We start from the raw sequence: 22,699 nt of genomic DNA on the forward strand, positions 1-22,699 counted from the left end.
TGTAATGCCACCACCTAAGGACACAATGTGACCCTGTGGCGAGGGAGCTTGCTCCCGCTGGGGCGCAAAGCGGCCCCTCTTCTGCTGGCGAAGCAGCTTGTTACCGTTGAATTACGCAGCGACCTGACAAACAGATTCAACCTTTCGTAGAATGCCGCCGTGGCTATGGAACACCTTCCTTCTAACCTCCTATGACCTAGGGGTTTCGCTCTCCACACTGCGCCTGCTTCTAGCAGGCGTTTTTACTTCAACTGCAACGCGAGCACGACGGTGGCCAAGGGAGAAAATCTAGTATGAATCAGGGGTTGTTCCTGCGTCGCCGTAGCAAAGTTCACGTCCCCATCGGCACTGGCGGTGCCACGCGTGCGCAGGTCGCATCGGCGGTCCGGGAAGTCGCGGCGTTCCGATGTGTACTGTCAGAATCCCTGATTGAGCAAATTGCCAAGTTGTCAGCAACAGAACTCAAGTATTGGCTGCGCGAAATTATCGGCGTTCTTCGGCGGGAAACTGGCGCTCATGTACATCACAAACCCTTCTACCCTGACTTTCCAGAGCAGGTCCTGACGGCCTCAGAGGCGGAGTTGTACCTTAATGCCGTCATTCACTGCTTAACGCTATTACGTTTACCACCCACCGAACACGCTCGACCTGCGATGCTTGAAGGCAACTTCATATCCCGCGTTATCGAACCGGGAAGCGTCTCCGAGTTCGAGTCACTCCTCGAACCGCTGATTTCATCACGCACCTCGCTCTCCGAACAGGAAACTGCCGACGTCATCTGGTTTATTCGAAAGTATCAAAGCGATGTGTTTCGACTGCTGCCTGAGTCCGTGCCGTTTCGGGAGATCCGTGCACTAGTTGGCGGTGCACTTATCCTGCACGTAGCCGGCGATGCGCGGGTAGATACATTCCTGGAACGAAACGCCGAAACGGCGACAGACGTGCTACGGCTCGCTGTTGCGCTAAGTGGAGGAGACGTGTCACTGACGACAGCTTCGACACGTTTTAAAGCGATGAAGCGCTCAATGCGTCGCCTGCTGTTGCGCCTGCTCGACAAAACACTCAACGTTGCAGAAGACGTGATGCGGCATGCAGAGCGATGGAAACGCCTGGCTGAAGTACTGCATCCGGGCGACTATGCCGATAAGTACCCACGAGCGCTGGCCGCCATCACGGCAGCACGTCGCAACGAAACGCCAGACTCATTTGGATCACGAGTCGAAACATTGCTTGCCCAGCGTGACATCGCCGCGCTTACGCCCATACTACAAAACCGCCCAGGCGAGTTCGCAAGACGGCTGGACGTGACCCTTCGGCGTGCAACGGCACCAGAATCGGTCCTCGACGCGTTCGAGGCGGTTGCGGCACAAGTGTCCTCACCTGTTCTGCTGCAGTTGCTGGCTCAGGTACGCGCTCCTCGCCCACTCCCCCTGCGAGCATTCACACCCAAAGGCGCACTCGCCAAAGTCTACGCAATCAAGGATCGACGCGAACCTCTAGCCCCCAACGTGTTGGCTCGTGCAGCCACAATCTGTGAGAACGCTCTCGTAACGCGTTTTGCGTCACTACCGCCGCTAGGTCGCTGCTTTATCGATCCAGTACTACGCGAGTACAGGGTACCGCTGGCGCAGCGTGCCTCATCGAAAGCCCTGCGCACATTGGTGCGGGGCAGTCGGCTGTCTATACCTGACACCCGCTTCATTCGCCTGTTCCTCTGGTGGAAGAACGGCCATGGGCGTACAGATATCGACTTGTCCGCTGCATTTTTCGACGCCAACTTCGTGTTCATAGAAACAGTCGCTTACTACAACCTGAAGAGTTTCGGCGGCTACCACAGCGGCGACATCGTCGACGCGCCCGATGGAGCTTCAGAGTTCATCGACCTCGACCTTGATGTTCTCGTAGAGAAGGGTATTCGCTACGTTGTTACCTCTATCAACTCATACACCGAGCAGCCTTACTGCGACCTTCCAGAATGCTTCGCTGGCTGGATGGCTCGCGTCGATACGGCGTCAGGTGAAGTATTCGAGCCAAGCTCCGTGTTCGACCGTATCGATATCGCATCCAACACAGGGATCTGCCTGCCATTCGTAATGGACTTGCAAGAGCGACGCATAATTTGGGCCGATCTGGGGCTCACATCATCTCCGAGGTGGAACAACGTCGAGAACAACCTCAGCGGGGTGTCCTTGATGCTGCGAGCTTTAATACATACACCAAGGCCGGATTTGGAGACGCTATTCGACTTACATGCTCGAGCGCGGGGAGAAGGCGTAGCCTCATCGCAGTTGGCACAGACGGTGTTTGCGCCTGATCAAGGGATAACACCGTTCGATACGGATTTGATTCGATCACAGTTTCTCTAATATCTACGCCAGAATTTGCCAACGCCAAAAAGCCAAAAGCCCGCAATTACGCGGGCTCTAGGGCATTTCTTGCTAGATCGTGCCGGACAATGCCGGACGTCCCATCATTCCCACTCAATCGTCGCCGGCGGCTTGCTCGACACGTCATACGTCACGCGCGAGATACCTTCGATCTCGTTGATAATCCGGCCGCTGACCGTCTCCAGCAGTTCGTAAGGCAGGTGTGCCCAACGCGCTGTCATGAAGTCGATCGTCTCTACGGCACGCAACGCAACAACCCATGCGTAACGACGACCATCGCCTACAACGCCAACCGATTTCACCGGCTGGAACACCACGAACGCCTGGCTGACCTTGTGGTACCAGTCGGCCTTGCGCAGTTCTTCGATGAAGATGTGGTCGGCGCGACGCAGCAGGTCGGCGTATTCCTTCTTCACTTCACCCAGGATACGCACGCCCAGGCCCGGGCCCGGGAATGGATGGCGGTAGACCATGTCGTACGGCAGGCCCAGTTCCAGGCCCAGACGGCGGACTTCGTCCTTGAACAGTTCGCGCAGCGGTTCTACCAGCTTGAGGTTCATCTCCTCAGGCAGGCCGCCCACGTTGTGGTGGGACTTGATCACGTGGGCCTTGCCGCTCTTGGCGCCGGCCGACTCGATCACGTCGGGGTAGATGGTGCCCTGGGCGAGGTATTTGATGTTGTCCAGTTTGTTGGACTCGGCATCGAACACGTCGATGAAGGTGCGGCCGATGATCTTGCGCTTCTTCTCCGGGTCGGACTCGCCGGCCAAGTTGTTGAGGAACTGGTCCTCAGCGTTGGCGCGGATCACCTTGACGCCCATGTTCTCGGCGAACATGGCCATCACTTGCTCACCTTCGTGCAGGCGCAGCAGGCCGTTGTCGACGAATACGCAGGTCAGCTGGTCGCCAATGGCCTTGTGCAGCAAGGCGGCCACAACCGAGGAGTCAACGCCGCCGGACAGGCCAAGCAATACGTTGTCAGTGCCGACCTGGGCGCGCACTTGGGCGATGGCGTCTTCAGCAATTTTCGACGGGGTCCACAGGGCTTCACACTCGCAGATGTCGAGGATGAAACGCGACAGGATGCGCCCGCCTTGCTTGGTGTGGGTCACTTCCGGGTGGAACTGCACCCCGTAGTAGCGACGCTCATCGCTGAACATGCCGGCAATCGGGCAGCTCGGGGTGCTGGCCAGGATGTGGAAATCTTCCGGCATTTTGGTGACCTTGTCACCGTGGCTCATCCAGACGTCGAGGCCGAACAGGCCGTCGGCGTCGATGTGGTCTTCGATGCCGTCCAGCAGGCGGCTCTTGCCGACCACGTCCACACGGGCATAACCGAATTCACGCAGCTCGGAGCCTTCTACCTTGCCGCCCAGTTGCTCGGCCATGGTCTGCATGCCGTAGCAGATGCCGAATACCGGCACACCCAGGTCGAATACCGCTTGCGGGCAGCGCGGGCTATTGGCTTCGTGCACGGACTCGGGGCCACCGGCGAGAATGACGCCTTTGGGTGCGAATTCGCGGATCGCTTCATCGTCCATGTCGAACGGATGCAGTTCGCAGTACACGCCGATTTCACGCACGCGGCGGGCGATCAGCTGGGTGTACTGGGAACCGAAGTCGAGGATCAGGATGCGGTGGGCGTGAATGTCGAGGGCCATGAAGTCAGTCTCGTCTAATGAATCAGAAACAACTCGGGGCTGAAGAACAGCCCCGGTTACTTAACGTTTTGCTGGAAGCCTCAACCTACACGGTAGTTTGGCGCTTCCTTGGTGATCTGCACGTCGTGGACATGGGATTCAGCCATGCCGGCGCCGGTGATCCGTACGAACTCTGGCTTGGTGCGCATTTCTTCGATGTTGGCACTGCCGGTGTAGCCCATCGAGGAACGCAGGCCGCCCATCAGTTGGTGGATGATCGCGCTCAGGGTTCCTTTGTACGGCACACGGCCTTCGATGCCTTCCGGTACGAGCTTCTCGGCGCCTGCCGAAGAGTCCTGGAAGTAACGGTCGGAAGAGCCTTGCGCCTGGGACATGGCGCCCAGCGAACCCATGCCACGGTAAGCCTTGTACGAACGGCCCTGGAACAGTTCGATCTCGCCCGGTGCTTCTTCGGTACCGGCGAACATCGAGCCCATCATCACGCAGGAGGCACCGGCTACGATGGCCTTGGACAGGTCACCGGAGAAACGGATGCCACCGTCGGCGATCAAGGGTACGCCAGTGCCTTCAAGGGCAGCGGCGACGTTGGCGATGGCGCTGATCTGCGGCACGCCCACACCGGCGACGATACGCGTGGTGCAGATGGAGCCTGGGCCGATACCGACCTTGACTGCGTCGGCGCCAGCTTCGGCCAGGGCCTTGGCGGCAGCGCCGGTGGCGATGTTGCCGCCGATCACCTGCACTTCAGGGAAGTTCTGCTTGACCCAACGCACGCGGTCGATCACGCCTTTGGAGTGGCCGTGGGCGGTGTCGACCACTACCACGTCAACACCGGCAGCGACCAGCGCCGAGACGCGATCACCGGTGTCTTTACCGGTACCGACAGCAGCGCCAACGCGCAGACGACCTTGGTCATCCTTGCTGGCCAGTGGGTAAGCCTTGGCTTTTTCGATGTCGTTGACGGTCATCATGCCTTTGAGGGCGAATTTGTCGTCGACGATCAGCACGCGCTCGATGCGGTGCTTGTGCAGCAGTTCGCGCACATCGTTCTTGTCGGCGCCTTCCTTGACGGTGACGAGGCGCTCTTTAGGCGTCATCACTTCGCGGACGGTGACTTCAAGGCGGTTCTCGAAACGCACGTCACGGGAAGTGACGATGCCGACCAGGTCGCCATCGTGCAGCACCGGGACGCCGGAGATGTTGTGCATACGCGTGAGTTCGAACAGGTCACGCACGGTGGCGTCAGCTTCGATGGTGATCGGATCTTTCACCACACCGGCTTCGTAACGCTTGACCTTGCGCACTTCGGCAGCTTGCTGCTCGATGGTCATGTTCTTGTGGATGATGCCGATGCCGCCTTCCTGAGCCATCGCAATGGCCAGACGGGCTTCGGTGACGGTGTCCATGGCAGCGGAAACCAGGGGAATATTCAGCTCGATGCCACGGGTTAGGCGGGTCTTGAGACTGACTTCGTTAGGAAGCACCTCGGAATAACCGGGCACTAGGAGAATGTCGTCGAATGTCAGAGCTTCTTGGCTGATACGCAGCATCGCGGGGGCTCCCGAGCGGGAAAATGGAAGCGCGCCATTATATACATGCACCCTGCCGGGCTCAATGTAAAACTCTGACAAACTTGGTAATACTGATAGATGGGTAATTTCATCGCCCCGATCATTCCCATGCTCCGCGTGGGAATGCCTCTGGTGACGCTCCGCGTCGCCTTGGGGCAGGATTCAAAATCTCCGACAACAACGGGACGCGGAGCGTCCCATGCGGCGTTGCCCACGCGGGAGCGTGGGAACGATCGTGTTCGGCAAAAAGTTACAGTTCGACTTTGACCCAGCTCATTTTTTGATCGAGCCAATCGGCAAACTCGTCGATAAAGCTCTGTTTAAAGCCCGCCTCCGCCCAGTTGTTGAAAATGAATCCCAGGTTGGAAAACCCGCATTCCTGCAGGAACAGAAAGCCATTGATGTCGTCTTCATGCCCACATAGCGGGCAGGTGAAGTTATCGGTGTGGCCAGGCATCCAGTCTTCCAGGCTTTCAAACAGCGCCTCGCCGACTTCCTTGAGGCACTCCGGGCAGCCCGCTTCTTCGAGGAACCCCTTGGCCGGGGTATAGATGCAACGCTTGTAGATGATCTCCAGGCCATTGACCGGCTCGTTGAACGGCAGCGCTTCGGGGTGCAGCACCACCGCGCGGGCACCATCGGCCAGGGCGTAGCCCATGCGGTTGCCGGTACGCCCGCAAGTGGTGAGCTCTTCCTTGATGATGTTCTTGCGCACCAGCCAGCGCACAATCGCCCGGGCGCGGGGTTCGTGGACCGGCAAGGTGGAGATTTTCGGGACAAGGATGCTTTGGGAGTTCATGGGAGTCCTGCGGTGTGGCTATTGGCGCCATCGCGGGNTCGCATTCCAATGTGGGAGCCGGGCTTGCCCGCGATGACGCCCGGGAGGACGGCAGCTTAATCCCTGAAAAAATCAGGTCAAGTACTCAAATACCGTCCGATCAACGCAATACCGCTGGCCAACACCAGCCAGGTCACCAACCGCACGAACGCCTCACGGGACAGCCGCATCGTCAGCCTGCGCCCACACCACAACCCCAGGGCCATCGCCGGCAACAGGCAAACCGCCAACATCAATAACGGCAAATCTGCATACACCCCGGCAATCAGGAACAGACTCAAACGCACGACCGTGCTGCAACTGATCAGCGCGCTTTGCGTAGCCCGCGCCGCGTCCTTGGGCAAACGGCTGTTCAGGTAAATCGCATATAAGAAGCCGCCACTGCCGAATAGCGCCCCAAACAGGCCGCCAACGGTGCCCATGGGAATCGACCAGCCCGCCGCCAGCTGAGTCGGCCTTGCTTTCACCGCCAGGCTGTAAATCGCGTAGGCGCTGATAAACAGCCCCATCAATAACAGCAACAGGTCCGAATGCAGGTTGAGCAAAAACACCACGCCCAGGGTGCAGCCGATGGCCATGCAGGGCAGCAACCGCAACAGTTCCGGCTTGTTCACATCGCGCCGCGTTTGCAGCAGGCCGCCAAACGCCGCGACAAAGTCCAGAAGCACCAGCAACGGGATGATCTTCGACAGCGGCATGAATAAAATCAGGATCGGCCCCGCCACCAGCGCCGTGCCGAACCCGGCAATGCCGAACACGATATAAGCCACCGTCACGCCCAGGCCGATCACCAGCCAATCAATACCGCCGAAAGTCCACTGGCTCATCAGCTCAACCGGGCTCATGACTTATTCCTTCTATTGAGATGCCGTTCACTTTAGCCATCGGCAAGGGTTGCGACTAATATCTTCCAAGCTCACTACTCATCTCAAAAAGGCATGACTCTTGATCTCCACCCGGCAACTGCGTTATTTCGTCGAAATCGCCGACAGCGGTAGCTTCAGTGCTGCCGCCGAGCGCCTGTTCGTGGCGCAATCAGCCTTGAGCCGGCAGATCAAGGAGCTTGAATCTCAACTGCAAACCCCACTGTTCGAACGCACTGCACGCCAGCCAAGGCTGACGGCCGCCGGCGAAGCCTTCTACCCACGGGCGCGCAACCTGCTGAGTGAGTTGCTCAAGGCCAGCGACCTGGCGACACAAGTGGGCCAGGGCCAACTCGGCACCTTGCGCCTGAGCCATTCGAGCACCGTGCCGATGAGCGGCGCGTTACTGCAAGGCATCAGCACGTGGCTGGAGCGCTGCCCGGGTGTGTCGATGGATATCGTCAACCTCTCCTCCGAAGCCCAACTGGAGGAAATCGTCGAGGGCCGCCTGGACGTCGGCCTGCTGCGGTTGCCGGTGTTGCGCCAGCGCGAAGGCGTGCGCGTGGTGCCTTGGTACACCGAGCCGTTGGCGCTGGCAGTGCCTGCGGGTCATCCCTTGGCACGCGGCAACGCAGCGGTCGAGTTAATGCAACTCAAGGATGAGGCGTTTATTTCAATCCCCCACCCTCAGCGCGGCGGGCTGAGCTATCTGTCGGCTGAATTGTGCATGCGTGCAGGTTTTTTCCCCAAGGCGGCGCGGGTAATGTCGCGCAAGACCACGCAGTTGCAATTGGTCCAGGCCGGTTTCGGTATTGCCTTGCTACCAAAATCCATGCAGGACATCGCCCCGCCCAACGTGCAATTTTTGCCCTTGGCCGACCCTGACTGCGACAGCACCGTAGCCCTGGCCTGTGCGCAAGCGCCAAGCGCGCTGGTGGAGCAATTCTGTCAAACCCTGCACGAATGCCTATAAACTGCCGCCCATGATTAAAGATCCTTTTGCCCGTTTGGGCCTGGACCGCGAAGTCCTGACTGTCAGCCAGCTCAACGGCCGTGCGCGGGTGTTGCTGGAAGACGTGTTCACCAATATCTGGGTGGAAGGCGAGATCTCCAACCTCGCTCGCCCAGCCTCCGGCCATGTGTATTTCACGCTCAAGGACAGTGGCGCCCAGGTGCGTTGTGCGCTGTTTCGCAACAACGCTGCACGCGTACGCCAGGCGTTGAGGGACGGGCTGGCGGTGAAGGTGCGCGGCAAGGTCTCGTTGTTCGAGGGCCGCGGCGATTACCAACTGATCCTCGATACCGTGGAGCCGGCCGGTGATGGTGCGCTACGACTGGCCTTCGACGCACTGAAGGAAAAGCTGAGCGCCGAAGGCCTGTTCAGTGCCGAACGCAAAGTGGCGCTGCCGGCGCATCCTCGGCGCATCGGTATTATCAGCTCGCCCACCGGCGCGGTGATCCGCGACATCATCAGCGTGTTCCGCCGCCGCGCGCCGAATGTTGAACTGACCCTGATCCCTACTGCCGTGCAAGGCCGCGAAGCAATCCCGCAGATCGTGCGGGCGCTGAAACTCGCCGACGCCCGGGGTTTCGACGCGCTGATCCTGGCCCGTGGCGGTGGCTCCCTGGAAGACTTGTGGTGCTTCAACGAAGAGGCGGTGGCCCGCGCAATTGATGCCTGCGTTACCCCTATCGTCAGTGCCGTTGGTCATGAAACCGATGTGTCCATCAGCGACTTCGTGGCGGACGTCCGCGCCCCTACTCCCTCCGCCGCCGCCGAGTTGCTGGCTCCCGACGCCAGCCACCTGGTGCGTCAAGTGGAAAACCTGCAGCGCCGCCTGGTGATGCTGATGCGCAACCGCCTGAGCCACAGCCGCCTGCGCCTGGAAGGCATGGCCCGGCGCCTGCGTCACCCGGGCGAGCGCTTGCGCCAGCAGGCCCAGCGCCTGGATGACCTGGACATGCGCTTGCGCCGCGCCTTTGAGCGTAGCCTCAATACCCGTCGCGAGCGCTTGATCCGCCTGGAAACCCGCCTCGCCGGCCAGCACCCCGGCCGTCAACTGGCACTCTTGCGCCAGCGCCTGGACAGCCTCGCCGAACGCCTGCCCCGCGCCATGCGTGAAGGTCTCAAGGCTCGGCGTCTGCAACTGCAGAGCCGAGTGCAGACATTGCAGGTGGTCAGCCCTCTGGCGACCCTGGGCCGCGGCTACAGCATCCTGTTGGACGAGCGCGGCCAGGCGATTCGCAATGCCGCACAAACCCACACCGGCCAGCGCCTCACCGCGCGCCTGGGTGAAGGCCAATTGCAAGTGCGGGTGGAAGACAACCACCTGACACCCGTCACCCTTTCATTATTGGATTGATCGATGCCACGCCTACTGAGCCTGTTGATACTGTTGTGCCTCACATTTAATGCCCACGCCGACAGTTACATCACGCGAACCCTGAACAAACCGGTGCCAGGCGGCGTGGCCGTCGTCGAACTAGGCCCTTCGGCCACGGCGCCGAAAGCCACCTACCAGGGCAAGCCGGTGCTGGTGGTCAAGGAGCAGGACAACTGGCTGGCGATTGTCGGTATCCCGTTAACGGTCAAGCCTGGCAACGAGCGCATCAGCAGCGGTGGGCGCAACCTGCCGTTTATCGTCGGTTACAAGAAGTATCCGGAACAGCGCATCACTTTGAAGAACAAGAGCCAGGTCAACCCTGACCCGGCCCAGCTCAAGCGCATCGAAGGCGAACTGGCAGTGCAGCTCAAGGCTTACCGCAGCTTCAGCCCGAACCTGCCTAGCAACCTGGTGCTGGATAAACCGGTGAACGGGCCGCTTTCGAGCAAATTCGGGGTGCGCCGCTTCTTCAACGGTGAAGAACGCAACCCGCATTCGGGCCTGGATTTCGCCGTACCGGCCGGCACACCGATCAAGACACCCGCCAATGGCAAGGTGATTCTGGTCGGCAATTACTTCTTCAACGGCAATACCGTGTTTGTCGATCATGGCCAGGGCTTTATCAGCATGTTCTGCCATATGTCGAAGATCGATGTGAAGGTGGGTCAGCCACTGGTACGCGGTGCGGTAGTCGGCAAAGTCGGCTCGACAGGCCGGGCCACCGGGCCGCATATGCACTGGAACGTCAGCCTGAACGATGCACGGGTAGATCCGGCGATTTTTATCGGCGCGTTTCAACCCTGAATACCGTGGCCGTGAGGGGCGTCAGTGATTTCCTGCGCTGGCGCCTGATCTGCCGGAGGTTCGCTGCAATGCATTGTGATCTTCTTACACTTTTGCGATGAACCATCCGACACCCGAGACTCACTCAACCAGCGATTTACACGGACGTAATGAGCAGGACCTGAGCATTGGAGATCCAATTCCCATGAGACTCTTTCCATGTCACTTACCCCAGCACTGTCAGAGCGACATTCGCAAAACCTCCTGACCTCATCTCACGCCTCACCCGGTACCCACCCGACCAGCCCGCCTACACCACCCGCAACTCTGCAACAACCTGCATCAGCCCCCTTGCCCGCCGCCGCCAATTACGCCCCCGATGACCCGCCTACTCCCGCCTCGTCAGGTATTACCCCGGCGAAAATGCGATACCCGCAGTTGGTGAAGCATTTCAAACCCAGCAATGAAACACAGTTCACCGCTGAACACGCGATGCTGACTGAAGACAAGCAACGCCTGCATAGCCAGCAACCCGGCTTCAAGGCCTTTGTACAGTCGCAACTTGAGGAGGCCTTCCCCGCGATCAGGCCGCTGAATCCGGACATGCTCAGTTTCAATCGCTACAGAGTGGGCGATGGACGCGAATCACTGGCCTCTTCAGAGCCCCTGATGGCTGCACTGGCCAGGATGATCCGCGACATCCAGGCCAACCCGAATGCGTTGATGCGCCCGGAGCGAGGCATAAGCACTGAATTCACTTATCGACGAACCATTGCCGACATGGCGGTACCGGCCTTTACCGAAGGCACGCTGCAATCCATTGCTCGCAGCATTGCCACGCAATACCCGCAGGCGCTTGAAGAATACTGGAGCACACCGCGGCCGGTGGAAAATCAGCCGACGCTCCAGATGCCGCCGCAAGAGCAACTGTTGTTCCTGCACAAAAAACAGCTGTCGATCCTCGCCTCACTGCGCCTGAGCGATGGCACCCTGAGCGCGACCGGCAAAGACCTGATCGACTCCGCGTTGCGCTACCCCACCCTGCAAGACCGGGAAAAACGCTTCACCGACGGTGATCGCTTAGGGGTGTACCCCGTTACTTTGGATGACCAAACGGAACATGGCGCGATGCTGCCAGGGGCCTTTCTCATCACCCGAAAAGACGGCTCCTATGCTACGCCGCCCACCTGGCCGAATGGGCGCGCACTTGCGCTCAACGATGACAATGGCCCCGTCGTGATGTACACGCCCAGCGAAGGTTTCGAGGAATTCGCAACGCCGGCCCAGGCGCGCCAGGCTTTGGCCAGCCGCCTGGACCAGGGAGGTGTTGAGGCCAAGTTGCTGCTGCAAGGCCTGCCCCCGGCTCTGCAAAACAGGCCCGACCCTATTACCGGAAAAGATCTGATGTCCAGTGTCGAGCCATCGGCCGGGGATGTGTTGGCGCAATCCATCCCCTGGATGCTCAAACGCCAGCGGGCAGACATTAATACCCACCTGAGCACAGCATTGGCGCCAGGCAAAACCGTCAACCCCCTTCTCGACAGTGCCACATTGGAAGGTATCGATAATGCGGCCGACTGGTCGTACCTCACCGATGGCACCAACGCCATGCTGGCCCGGGACGCCAAACTGACCGACAAACTCCAACCCGAATGGTTGAAGAATCTAAGCCCCTTTCAAGAAGCCTTGTTTTTGCACTTGGACAAGGCGCAGGAACGGAGCCTGGATGCGCTGACGCCCCTGCTTGAAAAAATCCCGGCGCTGAACACCTTCGCCCGTGACCGCCTGAATGCAGCCATCAAACAGCGATACCCGGCAGCAGAAATCGATGCGGATCAACTCATGGTGCAGGTCCACACCCGCACCGCCATCCACGGCGGGAGAGGGACTGGCCAACCCCTCTATTCGAAACAAGACGCGGTGTCCCTGACCGACTTGGCGCTGAAGAATCCCAGTGGCTTCCCTGCCGTCGAAAGAGGTGTATACACCGATGAGAAAATGACCTTGCCTCTGCGCGACAAGCACGGCAAGCCTGTGCGAGACCTGAGCGGCAAGCCGGTTACCCTGGACACCGACGATCTCAAGGCTCTGGTCAATACCGCCGATGTCGGGGGCGAATACACCAAACTGCTTAAACAGGAAATGGCCCCAGATGCCCAATCGGGGAGTGCTGTGCACTTGCGCACAGCGTGGAAAGCTCATCTGGCAGACGCGATGGACAAAGAGGCGTTTCTGGCAGAACTCAGCCCCGACGCCTATACGGAACTGGCCAGCGACAACATCCATAAACGCGCGGCGCAGTGGGCGGATGCGGTACTGACTCACCCCGACCCGGCCACCCGCCCTCAAGTCGATGGGAAAACCATCGTCGCCAACAGCCTGCTGCACAGGGGGCTAGCGGTGCAGGGCGTGATGGTGATCGGCAACCAGACAGATCCATCGCTGGTGCTGTACACCCCCAAGGCTCCCGACGGCATTACTTATCGCGAAGTCGCGGACCACAAGGCCCTCGACACCCTCCTGGAGAAAAAAGAGTGGGCAACCTATATCGCGCAAAGAAAATCACCCGTCAGTAAAGATGAGGTCGATCAGTTCAAGGGAGCGCTTAAAGAAGCTGCGTACAGCCCAACGAAATTGATGTCCCCCGAGCTGGCGGTCTCGTCGATCAAGCTGCTGGGAGGCGCCACTCGCCTTGAGCCCTTAAAAGGTGATTTCCAAGACCATCTGTACAAGCAACACGTACAGATGGCGATCGACCGAGCGGATCACCAGTCCGTAAGCAGTGCGGAGGTCGCACGGCAATCGCTCAAGAACAAAATCGAGTTCGGCATTGAAGTGGCATTGATCTTTACCGACCTGATACCGGTGGCTGGCAAAGGCGTGTCTGCGGGTTTTCGTCTGGGCAAAGCCGGCATCAGCGCACTGCGCGCCAACAGCAGAGTGTTGCCGCACCTGATCAAAAGACCCGGCCTGGGACGGGCGATCTACAGTGATTTCACCCTGTCTGCCGCGGGTATCTCCAATGTTCGCGCGGCCCCCCTACGCCCGGTATTCAAGTCGTCGACGGCGACAGGCGCGATTACCCCGCGCCCAGGGCCAAGAGCACTGCCTGCGCCCGTCAGCCCAGTGCCGGCACGACCCTTAGCCAGCACCGGCAACACTATCGCTGGCTCACGCACGCCCAACGACGCCGTCATTCCCGAGCGCGACTTGAGTGCGTACGCCAGGCCTGGCGATATGATCAACGGCCGGACGCTAAGGAGTGACGGTACCTATAACGTTGGCGACGAGTGGTTCATCCGATTTACCGACAGTACCCGCGTGAGCAGGGTTTATCAGATCGATTCAGCCTTTCACGCTCGCAGTGGCTGGGTCAATATCATCGACCCGAACGTCCCAGCAACTGCGCCCAAAAGCAGCAGAATCGTCGCCTCTGTACAACATGCGGGCAACGGTGAATGGCGCCTGAATCAACTGCCCGGTGGAGCCCCCACGCCGACACCGGGAGCTTCGACGACAGGCGCCGAGGCCCCTGCCCGACCAGCGTTACCAGACGCCGAGTATTTCAGCCTCAACAGAGGGCGGCTGGTCGAAGCAGACTTCACCCCGAAAACCCTGCCACTGGCCAGGTATTGGTTCAGGCGGGATTTGTATAACTTCTACAAGAACATGCTCACTCAAGGCCAGATGCCGCCGCGCCCGTCCCGGCTGGAGCTCGCACCCGGCACCTCGCCGGCCGACCTGTTGCGTAAGGCCTACGAAATCACTGATGTGGTGGTACTGGGCGAGCGCCATAACGAAATCGCCAGTTTCCAGATGCTCAAAGAGAATATGCAGGCCCTCAAAGAGTCGGGGGTTACCACGTTTTATATTGAAGGTGTCGAAACCAATGCCGCGGGCCAGCTCATGGATGTGGGCATGGGTGGCCACCGTCCTCAAGGCGCGTCTCCCACGCTCTCGGAACTGGTTCAACTTGCCAGTGACAATGGAATCACCGTCAAATCTCTCGAGCACCACTACTTGACCCGCCGATCGGATATGCCCGATTTCTACAAGTACGTTGGGGACAACGACAACGGCATTACGCGCCTGCAAGAATTCAATTACTTCGCGACCCGTATCTTGGAAACACGCAAGCCGGGCGAAAAAGTACTCGCCTTGGTAGGCCGAGCCCATATGAACACAGCCCGAAACGTTCCAGGTCTGGCGGAACTCACTGGAGGGGTGGGCATAGGCGTTTACCCGGACAAAGCATTCAACAAGAGTGTTGCCATCAGCGGCCCGTCAATACCAAGGGATCCCGGGGCCAACGTCACGGATAGCTTTACGGCAGGGGATTATCAGATCTTCCATAAAGTCATTTGAGTAATCACCGTCGTGCGTTGTTTGCGCGATGGTGAGCCCTTCACTGCCGCATGCGGCGCCACGGGAAAACCTCATCACCAAAATTGCGCCACCACCTACAGCAGCGCAACAATGTGAAGAAAACAAGACACTGTTAGCAATAAATATTCATAAAGCTTGTTTTATACAGAAAATCTATCAATTTTTCCTGACCACCTTGCCATCTCACTTGGCCACGGTTAGGGTTGGGCTTATGAAAACCTCTCACACCCTCATTCAGCTCCGCCAGCACCGCAGCCTGTGCCTTGTCAGCGCACGACTGCCAGGCTGAATCGATCTGCCTCGCCCTCAGTTTTATCCCCAATAACAGTTCCACGGCAGGCCGCCTTTTCTCGGCCCCTACAACCAAGGATTTCCCGATGAGCATGCTCAAAGACCCGTCTTCGAAATACCGCGCGTTCCCCACCATCGACATTCCCGACCGTACCTGGCCGTCGAAGACCATCACCCAAGCGCCTATCTGGTGCAGCTCCGACCTGCGTGATGGCAACCAGTCGCTGATCGAGCCGATGGACGCGGTGAAAAAGCTGCGCTTCTGGAAGACCCTGGTGGCCGTTGGCGTGAAGGAAATCGAAGCCTCGTTCCCGGCCGCGTCGCAAACCGACTTCGACTTCGTGCGCACCCTGATCGAAGACAACCACATCCCCGAGGACACCACCATCCAGGTGCTGACCCAGGGCCGTGAAGACTTGATCGCACGCACCTTCGAATCCCTGCGCGGCGCCAAGAAAGCCATTGTGCACTTGTACAATGCCACCTCGCCGTCGTTCCGCCGCATCGTATTCAACCAGGACAAGGACGGCATCAAGGCCATCGCGGTCAACGCCGCCAAGCTGTTCGTCAAATACGCCGCCCAGCAGCCGGAAACCCAGTGGACCTTCGAATATTCCCCAGAGACCTTCAGCGCCACTGAGCTGGAGTTCGCCAAGGAAGTCTGCGACGCGGTGATCGAGGTGTGGAACCCGACGCCTGAGCACAAGATGATCCTCAACCTGCCAGCCACGGTAGAGTGCGCCACGCCGAATATCTATGCCGACCAGATCGAGTGGTTCGGTCGCCATATCAACCGTCGCGACAGCGTGATCATCAGCCTGCACACCCACAACGACCGTGGCACTGGCGTGGCGGCCACCGAGCTGGGCCTGATGGCCGGCGCGGACCGTGTGGAAGGCTGCCTGTTCGGCAACGGCGAGCGCACCGGTAACGTCGACTTGGTCACCGTGGCACTGAACATGTACACCCAGGGCCTGGACCCGCAGTTGGACTTCTCGGACATTGACGGCGTGCGCAAAGTGGTCGAGGAATGCAACCAGATCCAGGTGCACCCACGTCACCCGTATGTCGGCGACCTGGTGCATACCGCATTCTCCGGTTCCCACCAGGACGCGATCCGCAAAGGTTTCTCCCAGCAGAAAGACGATGCGCTGTGGGAAGTGCCGTACTTGCCGATAGACCCAGCCGATATTGGCCGCAGCTACGAGGCGGTGATCCGCGTGAACAGCCAGTCGGGCAAAGGCGGTATCGCCTACCTGCTGGAGCAGGAATACGACATCAGCTTGCCGCGTCGCATGCAGATCGAGTTCAGCCAGGTGGTGCAGGCCGAAACCGACCGCGTGGGCCTGGAGATGACCGCGCCACAGATCTACGCCTTGCTGCAGCGTGAATACCTGCAAGCCAACACGCCGTATGCGTTGGTCAGCCACCGCCTGCAGGAAGAGAACGGCAACAGCTTTGTCGAGGTGGAAGTCTCCGGCAAAGGCCAGGGCGAAACCAACCTGCATTGGAAGGGCAAAGGCAACGGTGCGCTGGAAGCCTTGGTGGCCGGCCTGCCGATTGGCGTGGAGATCATGGACTACAACGAGCACGCGATTGGTGCGGGTACCAATGCCAAGGCGGCGGCCTATATTGAACTGCGCGTGAACGGCGAACGCCCGGTGCATGGTGTGGGGATCGATGAAAACATCACTACCGCCAGCTTCAAGGCGCTGTTCAGTGCGCTGAACCGTTCGTTGAGCCAGTTGGAAGCCAAAGCGGCGTAAGCATTGCCGTAATGCAAAAGGCCCCTGGGTGAGAATCCAGGGGCCTGATCGTTCCCACGCTCTGCGTGGGAATGCAGCCCTGGACGCTCTGCGTCCGCCCTTAGAAGCGGTACGCAGAGCGTCCCAAGAGGCGTTCCCACGCAGAGCGTGGGAACAATCTAAGAGCCTTAGACTAACTGAAAGCTATCGGCATCCAGATTCGCCGGGAATCGTGTACGGTAAGCCGCCAGCTCCGCCGCATCCAGGATCACCTGGAACACCCCGTCCGCTTCCCCTGCACTCAGCAAGGTTTCACCCTGGAAATCCAACACCTGGCTATCGCCGGTGTAGGCAAACCCCTTGCCGTCGGTGCCCACCCGGTTCACCGCCGCCACGTAACACAGGTTCTCAATGGCCCGCGCCGGCAACAGCCGATTCCAATGCTGACGCCGAGCGCCCGGCCAGTTGGCGGTGTACAGCAGCAGGTCCGTATCCTGGGCGTCGCGGCTCCACACCGGGAAGCGCAGGTCATAGCAGATCAGCGGGCGAATGCGCCAACCCTTCAACTCGAACTGCACCTGACGTTCACCTGGGGTGTAATGGTCATGTTCACCGGCCATGCGGAACAGGTGGCGCTTGTCGTAATGCAACACCTCACCATCCGGCCGCGCCCACAGCAGACGGTTGCGGTGGCTGCCATCGGCGGCCTGGATGATCACACTGCCGGTAATTACGGCCTGATACTTTGCCGCCTGGGCCTGGAGCCAATGATGGGTGGGGCCGTTTTCCGGCTCGGCAAGGGTTTCTGATTCCATGGAAAAACCGGTGGTGAACATCTCTGGCAGCACGATCAAGTCGGCGCCTTTGGCCTGCTCCAGCAGCAACTCGAAGTGTTCGAAATTGGCATGCCGGTCATGCCAGGCCAGGCTCGTCTGCACCAGGGCAATGTTCAGATTGGGCAGTACACTCAGATCACGCATAGTTTTTCCGCCGCTTGTCGCAACGTCTCCTCGCGTTTGGCAAAGCACAGGCGCACCAGGCGCTGGCCTTGGGGTGGGTGCTGGTAGAACACCGAAACCGGAATGGTCGCCACGCCATGTTCGCGGGTCATCCACAGGGACATGGCGACGTCATCCAGGTCTGGGCGTATCTGCGAGTAATCCACCAGTTGGAAGTAAGTGCCGGTCACCCGGGTAAAGCTCAAGCGCGATGGCGCCAACAGGTCGCAGAAAATGTCCCGCTTGGCCTGATAGAAGGCCGGCAGTTCTTCGACATGTTCCGGGTGTTCGGCCATGAAGTCCGCCAAAGCGTACTGCAAAGGGGTGACGCCGCAGAAGTTGACATATTGATGCACCTTGCGCAGTTCGGCGCTGAGGGCCGGTGGCGCGACCACGTAGCCGGTCTTCCAGCCTGTGACGTGATAGGTCTTGCCGAATGAGCTGACCACGAATGCGCGCCGATACAGTTCCTGATGGGCCAATACGCTGACGTGGGGCACACCGTCGAATACCAGGTGCTCGTAGACCTCATCGCTGACCAGGTAGATATCGCGGTCGCGGATCAGTTCGGCCAACTGGTCCAGTTCGACACGGCTGATCAATGCACCGGTGGGGTTGTGCGGGCTATTGAGGATGATCATGCGCGTACGCGGTGAAAGCGCAGCCTTGAGTTTCTCGAAGTCCAGGGCGAAGCCTTGCAGGCTCAGTTGCACATGCACGCAGCGGCCACCGGCCAGTTCGACCGAAGGCTCGTAGCTGTCATAGCTGGGGTCGAACACGATGACTTCATCACCGCTGCGAATCACCGCCTGAATGGCGCAAAAAATCGCCTCGGTGGCGCCTGGCGTGATGGTCACTTCAGTGTCGGCATTCACCGTGACGCCATAGCTGCGGGCGATCTTGGCCGCCACTTGCTGACGCAGCACCGGCAGGCCTGTCATGGGGGCGTACTGGTTATGACCGAGGGCGATGTGCTTACCCACTGCATCGAGCAAACCCTGCGGACCATTGAAATCGGGAAAACCCTGGGACAGATTGAGCGCGCCGGTTTCGGCGGCGAGTTGCGACATGGTGGTGAAAATGGTCGTGCCGACGTTTGGCAGCTTACTGGTGATCATGGGAGCCCCCTTCGGGTGAGCTGCAAGTTTTAAGCTGCAAGCTGCAAGCAGGTCAAGGGGCAAACCGTCAGGCACAAAAAAGGGCTCCAAAGGAGCCCTCTCTTGCAGCTTGTAGCTTACAACTCGAAACTGCCGTTATTTTTTATCACGGCGCTTCTTGTCGGCCTTCTTGTGGTGAGTCATCAAACGACGCTTCTTGTTCACCTGACGGTCAGTCAGTGTGTTCTTGTTGCCTTCGTATGGGTTCTCGCCACCCTTGAACTCGATACGGATCGGCGTACCGACCAGTTTCAAGACACGGCGGTAGGTGTTTTCCAGGTAACGCACATAGGACTTGGGCACCTTCTCGATCTGGTTACCGTGGATCACGATAATCGGCGGGTTGGCACCACCCAAGTGGGCGTAACGCAGTTTGATCCGGCGGTTGTTGACCATCGGCGGCGCGTGCTCGCCCACCGCATCTTCCAGGATCTGGGTCAGGCGGTTGGTCGGCCAGCGGGTAACCGCGGACTTGAACGAGTTCTGTACGGACGCGTAGAGGTTGCCCACGCCAGTGCCGTGCAATGCCGAGATAAAGTGGATATCGGCGAACTCGACGAAGAACAGCCGACGTTGCAGCTCGATCTTGACGAAATCGCGCTCGCTCGGCGTCATGCCGTCCCACTTGTTGATCGCGATGACCAGGGCACGACCGGCTTCCAGGGCAAAGCCCAGCAAGTTGAGGTCGTGGTCCACCACGCCTTCGCGGGCGTCCATCACGAAGATCACCACGTTGGCGTCTTTGATCGCCTGCAGTGTTTTGACCACGGAGAACTTTTCAACTTCTTCGTGGATCTTGCCGCGCTTGCGCACACCGGCGGTGTCGATCAGCGTGTACTTTTCCTCGTTGCGTTCGAACGGGATGTAGATGCTGTCGCGGGTGGTACCGGGTTGGTCGTAGACGATAACGCGGTCTTCACCGAGCATACGGTTGACCAGAGTCGACTTGCCGACGTTCGGGCGGCCGATGATAGCGATCTTGATACCGTCTTTTTCGCTCGGGCCAGGAATGCGCTTGGCTTCCTCGCCTTCAGCGACGATCTCTTCCTCGCCCTCTTCGTCCTCGACATCATCCTTTGGGAAGTCGCGCAGGGCGATTTCCAGCATCTGGGTGATGCCGCGGCCGTGAGCACCGGCGACCGGAATCGCATCGCCCAGGCCCATCGGGCTGAATTCAGCACGGGCGGCCTCAGGATCGATGTTGTCGATCTTGTTGGCGACCAGATAGGAACGCTTGTTGCGCTTGCGCAGGTGCTCGCCAATCATCTGGTCGGCAGCGGTATAGCCCGCGCGGGCGTCCACCAGGAACAACACGACATCGGCTTCTTCAATGGCCAGCAGCGACTGCTCGGCCATCTTTTCGTCCATGCCATGCTCGTCACCGGAGATACCACCGGTGTCGACAATAATGTAGGAGCGCCCTTGCCACTTTGCCTCACCGTATTGGCGATCACGGGTCAGACCGGACAAGTCGCCGACAATGGCGTCGCGAGTCCTGGTCAGGCGGTTGAACAAGGTGGACTTGCCGACGTTAGGTCGGCCCACCAGGGCGATTACGGGAACCATGCGGCTCTCCACTTCGTTATTTCAGAAAATACAAAAGCCGCTGCAGGGCAGCGGCTGGTGCTCGGGGCAGCATTTAAAATGCCACATGCCCTGCTTCTGCCCCCGCCACTGTAGGAGCGAGCTTGCTCGCGAAAAACCCGAGAACAACGCGTTTATCCAGAAAACCCGCGTTATCGTTGACGTCCTTCGCGAGCAAGCTCGCTCCTACAGCAACCGGTATTGAAGCAGGGCCGCCTGGGGGTTACCCCAAGCATAGTCAAACCTTTACTTGATGGTCAGGGCTTCCAGCTTGCCGCCGTTGCCATACACATAAAGCATGTTACCCACCACCAGCGGACGCGCACGCAGGCCGTCGCTGTCGATACGCTGGCGACCAACAAAACGACCGTCCACCTGGCTCAGCAGGTGCAGGTAGCCTTCAAAGTCACCGACCGCGACGTAGCTGGAGAAGACTTCCGGTGCCGACAGTTGACGGCGAGCCAGGGAGTCATTGCTCCACAGTGCAGTGGTGGAACGCTCATCCACACTTTCAACGGTGCCGGATGCCAGGCTCACATAGACGCTGCCAAACCCTTGGGCGACACCCGCATAGCTGGAGGCATCACGCTGCCAGTTGATGCGACCGCTTTGCAGGTCCAGCGCGGCAACACGCCCCTGGTAGGTGGCGACGTAGAGGGTTTCACCCGACAGCAGCAAGCCGCCGTCAATGTCTACAACGCGATCCAGTTCGGAGCGACCTTGCGGGATGGCCACACGAGTTTCCCAGGCCGGCACGCCGTTCTGGGTATTCAGGGCAACCACTTTACCGGTCGACAGGCCAGCAACGGCCAGGTTGTTGGTCACAATCGGACCACTGGTACCGCGCAGGGTCAACACCGCCGGGGTGCTGTCGTACAACCAGCGTTGGTCCCCGGTGGAGGCATCCAGGCCGATCACGCGGTCGTCCTGGGTTTGCACCACGACGATATCGCCGTTGGTCGCCGGCGCCGAGAGCACTTCACTGGTCACGCGAGCGCGCCACTTCTCTTCACCGGTGCTGGAGTCCAGCGCGACCACGTCACCCTTGAGAGTACCGATCAGCACCATGCCGTAGCCGACGCCCACACCGCCGGAAACCGGCAGTTCGAGGTCTTTCTTCCACTTGACGTCGCCGTTCATGCGATCCATGGCAACCACGACGCCAGTGGAATCAGTAGCCACGATGTTGTCGCCGTCAATCGCCGGCTGCAACAGGTTGTAGAGGTCGCCCTGCCCATCACCAATGGATTGGCTCCATTGTTTTTGCAGGACCACTTCTTCCTTGAAGCTGGTCAGCTCGGCAGGAGGCAGTTCTTTTTTGCTGTTGCTGCTGCAACCCGCGGCCAAAACGGCCAGAGCCAGCAATGCTGCATGTTTCCAACGGATCACGTCACGCATCCCCTTTGGCCAAGTCGTCGAGCTTGATTTGTAAGCCACCGACCGCCGCTTCATCAGACAGCGCCGCCTTGGCTTTTTGGTACGCAGCATGGGCTTCGTCGGTACGACCCAATTGGACCAACAGGTCGCCCTTGAGCTCTTCGCGAGTGGCCACGAATGCCTTGTCAGCATCGCCGTCGAGCAGTTTGAGTGCTTCGTCAGCCTTGTTCTGCGCCGCCAATACCTGTGCCAGGCGCTGACGTGCGATCTCACCCAGGGTCGGGTTGGTCGGCTTGTCGGCAATGGCCTTCAGCTCGGTGGCGGCGTCATCCAGCTTGCCGGTATCGACCGCGACTTTAGCGACGAACAGGCTGCCGTATTGGGCGTAGGTGCTACCGCCGAATTCGTTTTTCAGCTTGCCGGCCAGGTCTGCCACCTGCGCAGGGTCAGGCTTGCCGTCCGGCGTCAGGGTAGTTTCCAGCAATTGCTGATAAACGATCGAAGCGCCCTGGGATTGGTTGGCCTGATACTTGGTCCAGGCTTGCCAGCCGAACACCACCACTAAAGCCAGCAGGCCGCCAGTGACCAGGGGCTTGCCGTTACGCTGCCACCAGTCCTTGAACTCGGCCAGTTGCTCATCATCAGTACTCGACACCCCAATACTCCTTAATCGC

16 protein-coding genes are annotated in these 22,699 nt (G+C 59.5%); 6 read left to right on the plus strand and 10 right to left on the minus strand.

Features of this window, described 5'->3' with window-relative positions; all coding sequences use genetic code 11:
• The first annotated feature begins 293 nt into the window (after positions 1-293).
• Entirely contained in the window at positions 294-2,366 is a 2,073-nt protein-coding gene (locus tag ACTJLA_RS04435; protein WP_440840694.1) for a TerD family protein, read from the plus strand.
• A gap of 104 nt (positions 2,367-2,470) precedes the next feature.
• Here ACTJLA_RS04435 and guaA read toward each other — a convergent pair whose 3' ends face one another.
• From guaA to ACTJLA_RS04455, 4 genes are all read right to left on the minus strand, one after another.
• Entirely contained in the window at positions 2,471-4,048 is a 1,578-nt protein-coding gene (gene guaA / locus ACTJLA_RS04440) for a glutamine-hydrolyzing GMP synthase (RefSeq protein ID WP_014719806.1), read from the minus strand.
• A gap of 80 nt (positions 4,049-4,128) precedes the next feature.
• Positions 4,129-5,598, minus strand: coding sequence for an IMP dehydrogenase (guaB, locus tag ACTJLA_RS04445; protein ID WP_034128014.1), 1,470 nt, complete (start codon positions 5,596-5,598; stop codon positions 4,129-4,131).
• Positions 5,599-5,869: 271 nt separating this feature from the next.
• Positions 5,870-6,418 (minus strand): hypothetical protein, encoded by a 549-nt coding sequence (locus ACTJLA_RS04450; RefSeq protein ID WP_005791157.1) that lies wholly within the window; start codon positions 6,416-6,418, stop codon positions 5,870-5,872.
• A 116-nt stretch (positions 6,419-6,534) separates the two neighbouring features.
• Positions 6,535-7,302, minus strand: coding sequence for a sulfite exporter TauE/SafE family protein (locus ACTJLA_RS04455; RefSeq protein WP_054897804.1), 768 nt, complete (start codon positions 7,300-7,302; stop codon positions 6,535-6,537).
• A 100-nt stretch (positions 7,303-7,402) separates the two neighbouring features.
• Between ACTJLA_RS04455 and ACTJLA_RS04460 the strand changes: the two genes are divergently transcribed.
• The 4 genes from ACTJLA_RS04460 to ACTJLA_RS04475 all read left to right on the plus strand — a co-directional run bounded on the left by ACTJLA_RS04460 (position 7,403) and on the right by ACTJLA_RS04475 (position 14,852).
• Positions 7,403-8,293, plus strand: coding sequence for a LysR family transcriptional regulator (locus ACTJLA_RS04460; RefSeq protein WP_440840698.1), 891 nt, complete (start codon positions 7,403-7,405; stop codon positions 8,291-8,293).
• A 10-nt stretch (positions 8,294-8,303) separates the two neighbouring features.
• Positions 8,304-9,683 carry an exodeoxyribonuclease VII large subunit gene (xseA, locus tag ACTJLA_RS04465; protein ID WP_440840700.1) on the plus strand — a complete coding sequence of 460 codons (1,380 nt, stop codon included), beginning with the start codon at positions 8,304-8,306 and terminating at the stop codon, positions 9,681-9,683.
• A 3-nt stretch (positions 9,684-9,686) separates the two neighbouring features.
• Entirely contained in the window at positions 9,687-10,508 is an 822-nt protein-coding gene (locus ACTJLA_RS04470) for a M23 family metallopeptidase (protein ID WP_034128018.1), read from the plus strand.
• Positions 10,509-10,838: 330 nt separating this feature from the next.
• A complete protein-coding gene (locus tag ACTJLA_RS04475; RefSeq protein ID WP_314545317.1) occupies positions 10,839-14,852 on the plus strand; it encodes a membrane-targeted effector domain-containing toxin in 4,014 nt (1,337 codons plus the stop codon).
• A 133-nt stretch (positions 14,853-14,985) separates the two neighbouring features.
• Here the strand turns inward: ACTJLA_RS04475 and ACTJLA_RS04480 are convergent, their stop codons facing one another.
• Positions 14,986-15,207: a hypothetical protein gene (locus ACTJLA_RS04480; RefSeq protein WP_229999534.1), complete on the minus strand. Its 222-nt coding sequence runs from the start codon at positions 15,205-15,207 to the stop codon at positions 14,986-14,988.
• Positions 15,208-15,250: 43 nt separating this feature from the next.
• Between ACTJLA_RS04480 and leuA the strand changes: the two genes are divergently transcribed.
• Positions 15,251-16,930: a 2-isopropylmalate synthase gene (gene leuA, locus ACTJLA_RS04485; protein ID WP_014719812.1), complete on the plus strand. Its 1,680-nt coding sequence runs from the start codon at positions 15,251-15,253 to the stop codon at positions 16,928-16,930.
• Positions 16,931-17,097: 167 nt separating this feature from the next.
• Here the strand turns inward: leuA and ACTJLA_RS04490 are convergent, their stop codons facing one another.
• The 5 genes from ACTJLA_RS04490 to ACTJLA_RS04510 form a co-directional block, all read right to left on the minus strand.
• On the minus strand, positions 17,098-17,889 hold the full coding sequence (locus tag ACTJLA_RS04490) for an amidohydrolase (RefSeq protein ID WP_054922036.1): 792 nt from the start codon (positions 17,887-17,889) through the stop codon (positions 17,098-17,100).
• Positions 17,877-19,025, minus strand: coding sequence for a pyridoxal phosphate-dependent aminotransferase (locus ACTJLA_RS04495; protein WP_314545325.1), 1,149 nt, complete (start codon positions 19,023-19,025; stop codon positions 17,877-17,879). Before ACTJLA_RS04495 ends, ACTJLA_RS04490 begins: the two co-directional genes overlap by 13 nt.
• A gap of 135 nt (positions 19,026-19,160) precedes the next feature.
• Positions 19,161-20,630: a ribosome biogenesis GTPase Der gene (gene der / locus ACTJLA_RS04500; RefSeq protein ID WP_205547593.1), complete on the minus strand. Its 1,470-nt coding sequence runs from the start codon at positions 20,628-20,630 to the stop codon at positions 19,161-19,163.
• Between the two features lie 264 nt (positions 20,631-20,894).
• On the minus strand, positions 20,895-22,046 hold the full coding sequence (gene bamB / locus ACTJLA_RS04505) for an outer membrane protein assembly factor BamB (RefSeq protein WP_032903676.1): 1,152 nt from the start codon (positions 22,044-22,046) through the stop codon (positions 20,895-20,897).
• A complete protein-coding gene (locus tag ACTJLA_RS04510; RefSeq protein WP_003194010.1) occupies positions 22,039-22,680 on the minus strand; it encodes a YfgM family protein in 642 nt (213 codons plus the stop codon). Before ACTJLA_RS04510 ends, bamB begins: the two co-directional genes overlap by 8 nt.
• Positions 22,681-22,699: the final 19 nt, after the last annotated feature.

The organism is Pseudomonas sp. 22072 (assembly GCF_052046095.1).
Classification (GTDB): Bacteria; Pseudomonadota; Gammaproteobacteria; order Pseudomonadales; family Pseudomonadaceae; genus Aquipseudomonas; species Aquipseudomonas paracarnis.

Excerpts from the sequence above, each read along its gene's own strand:
- ACTJLA_RS04435 (WP_440840694.1), top strand. The coding sequence starts at position 294 with ATGAATCAGGGGTTGTTCCTGCGTCGCCGTAGCAAAGTTCACGTCCCC.
- guaA (WP_014719806.1), bottom strand. The coding sequence starts at position 4,048 with ATGGCCCTCGACATTCACGCCCACCGCATCCTGATCCTCGACTTCGGT.
- guaB (WP_034128014.1), bottom strand. The coding sequence starts at position 5,598 with ATGCTGCGTATCAGCCAAGAAGCTCTGACATTCGACGACATTCTCCTA.
- ACTJLA_RS04450 (WP_005791157.1), bottom strand. The coding sequence starts at position 6,418 with ATGAACTCCCAAAGCATCCTTGTCCCGAAAATCTCCACCTTGCCGGTC.
- ACTJLA_RS04455 (WP_054897804.1), bottom strand. The coding sequence starts at position 7,302 with ATGAGCCCGGTTGAGCTGATGAGCCAGTGGACTTTCGGCGGTATTGAT.
- xseA (WP_440840700.1), top strand. The coding sequence starts at position 8,304 with ATGATTAAAGATCCTTTTGCCCGTTTGGGCCTGGACCGCGAAGTCCTG.
- ACTJLA_RS04470 (WP_034128018.1), top strand. The coding sequence starts at position 9,687 with ATGCCACGCCTACTGAGCCTGTTGATACTGTTGTGCCTCACATTTAAT.
- leuA (WP_014719812.1), top strand. The coding sequence starts at position 15,251 with ATGAGCATGCTCAAAGACCCGTCTTCGAAATACCGCGCGTTCCCCACC.
- ACTJLA_RS04490 (WP_054922036.1), bottom strand. The coding sequence starts at position 17,889 with ATGCGTGATCTGAGTGTACTGCCCAATCTGAACATTGCCCTGGTGCAG.
- ACTJLA_RS04495 (WP_314545325.1), bottom strand. The coding sequence starts at position 19,025 with ATGATCACCAGTAAGCTGCCAAACGTCGGCACGACCATTTTCACCACC.
- der (WP_205547593.1), bottom strand. The coding sequence starts at position 20,630 with ATGGTTCCCGTAATCGCCCTGGTGGGCCGACCTAACGTCGGCAAGTCC.
- bamB (WP_032903676.1), bottom strand. The coding sequence starts at position 22,046 with ATGCGTGACGTGATCCGTTGGAAACATGCAGCATTGCTGGCTCTGGCC.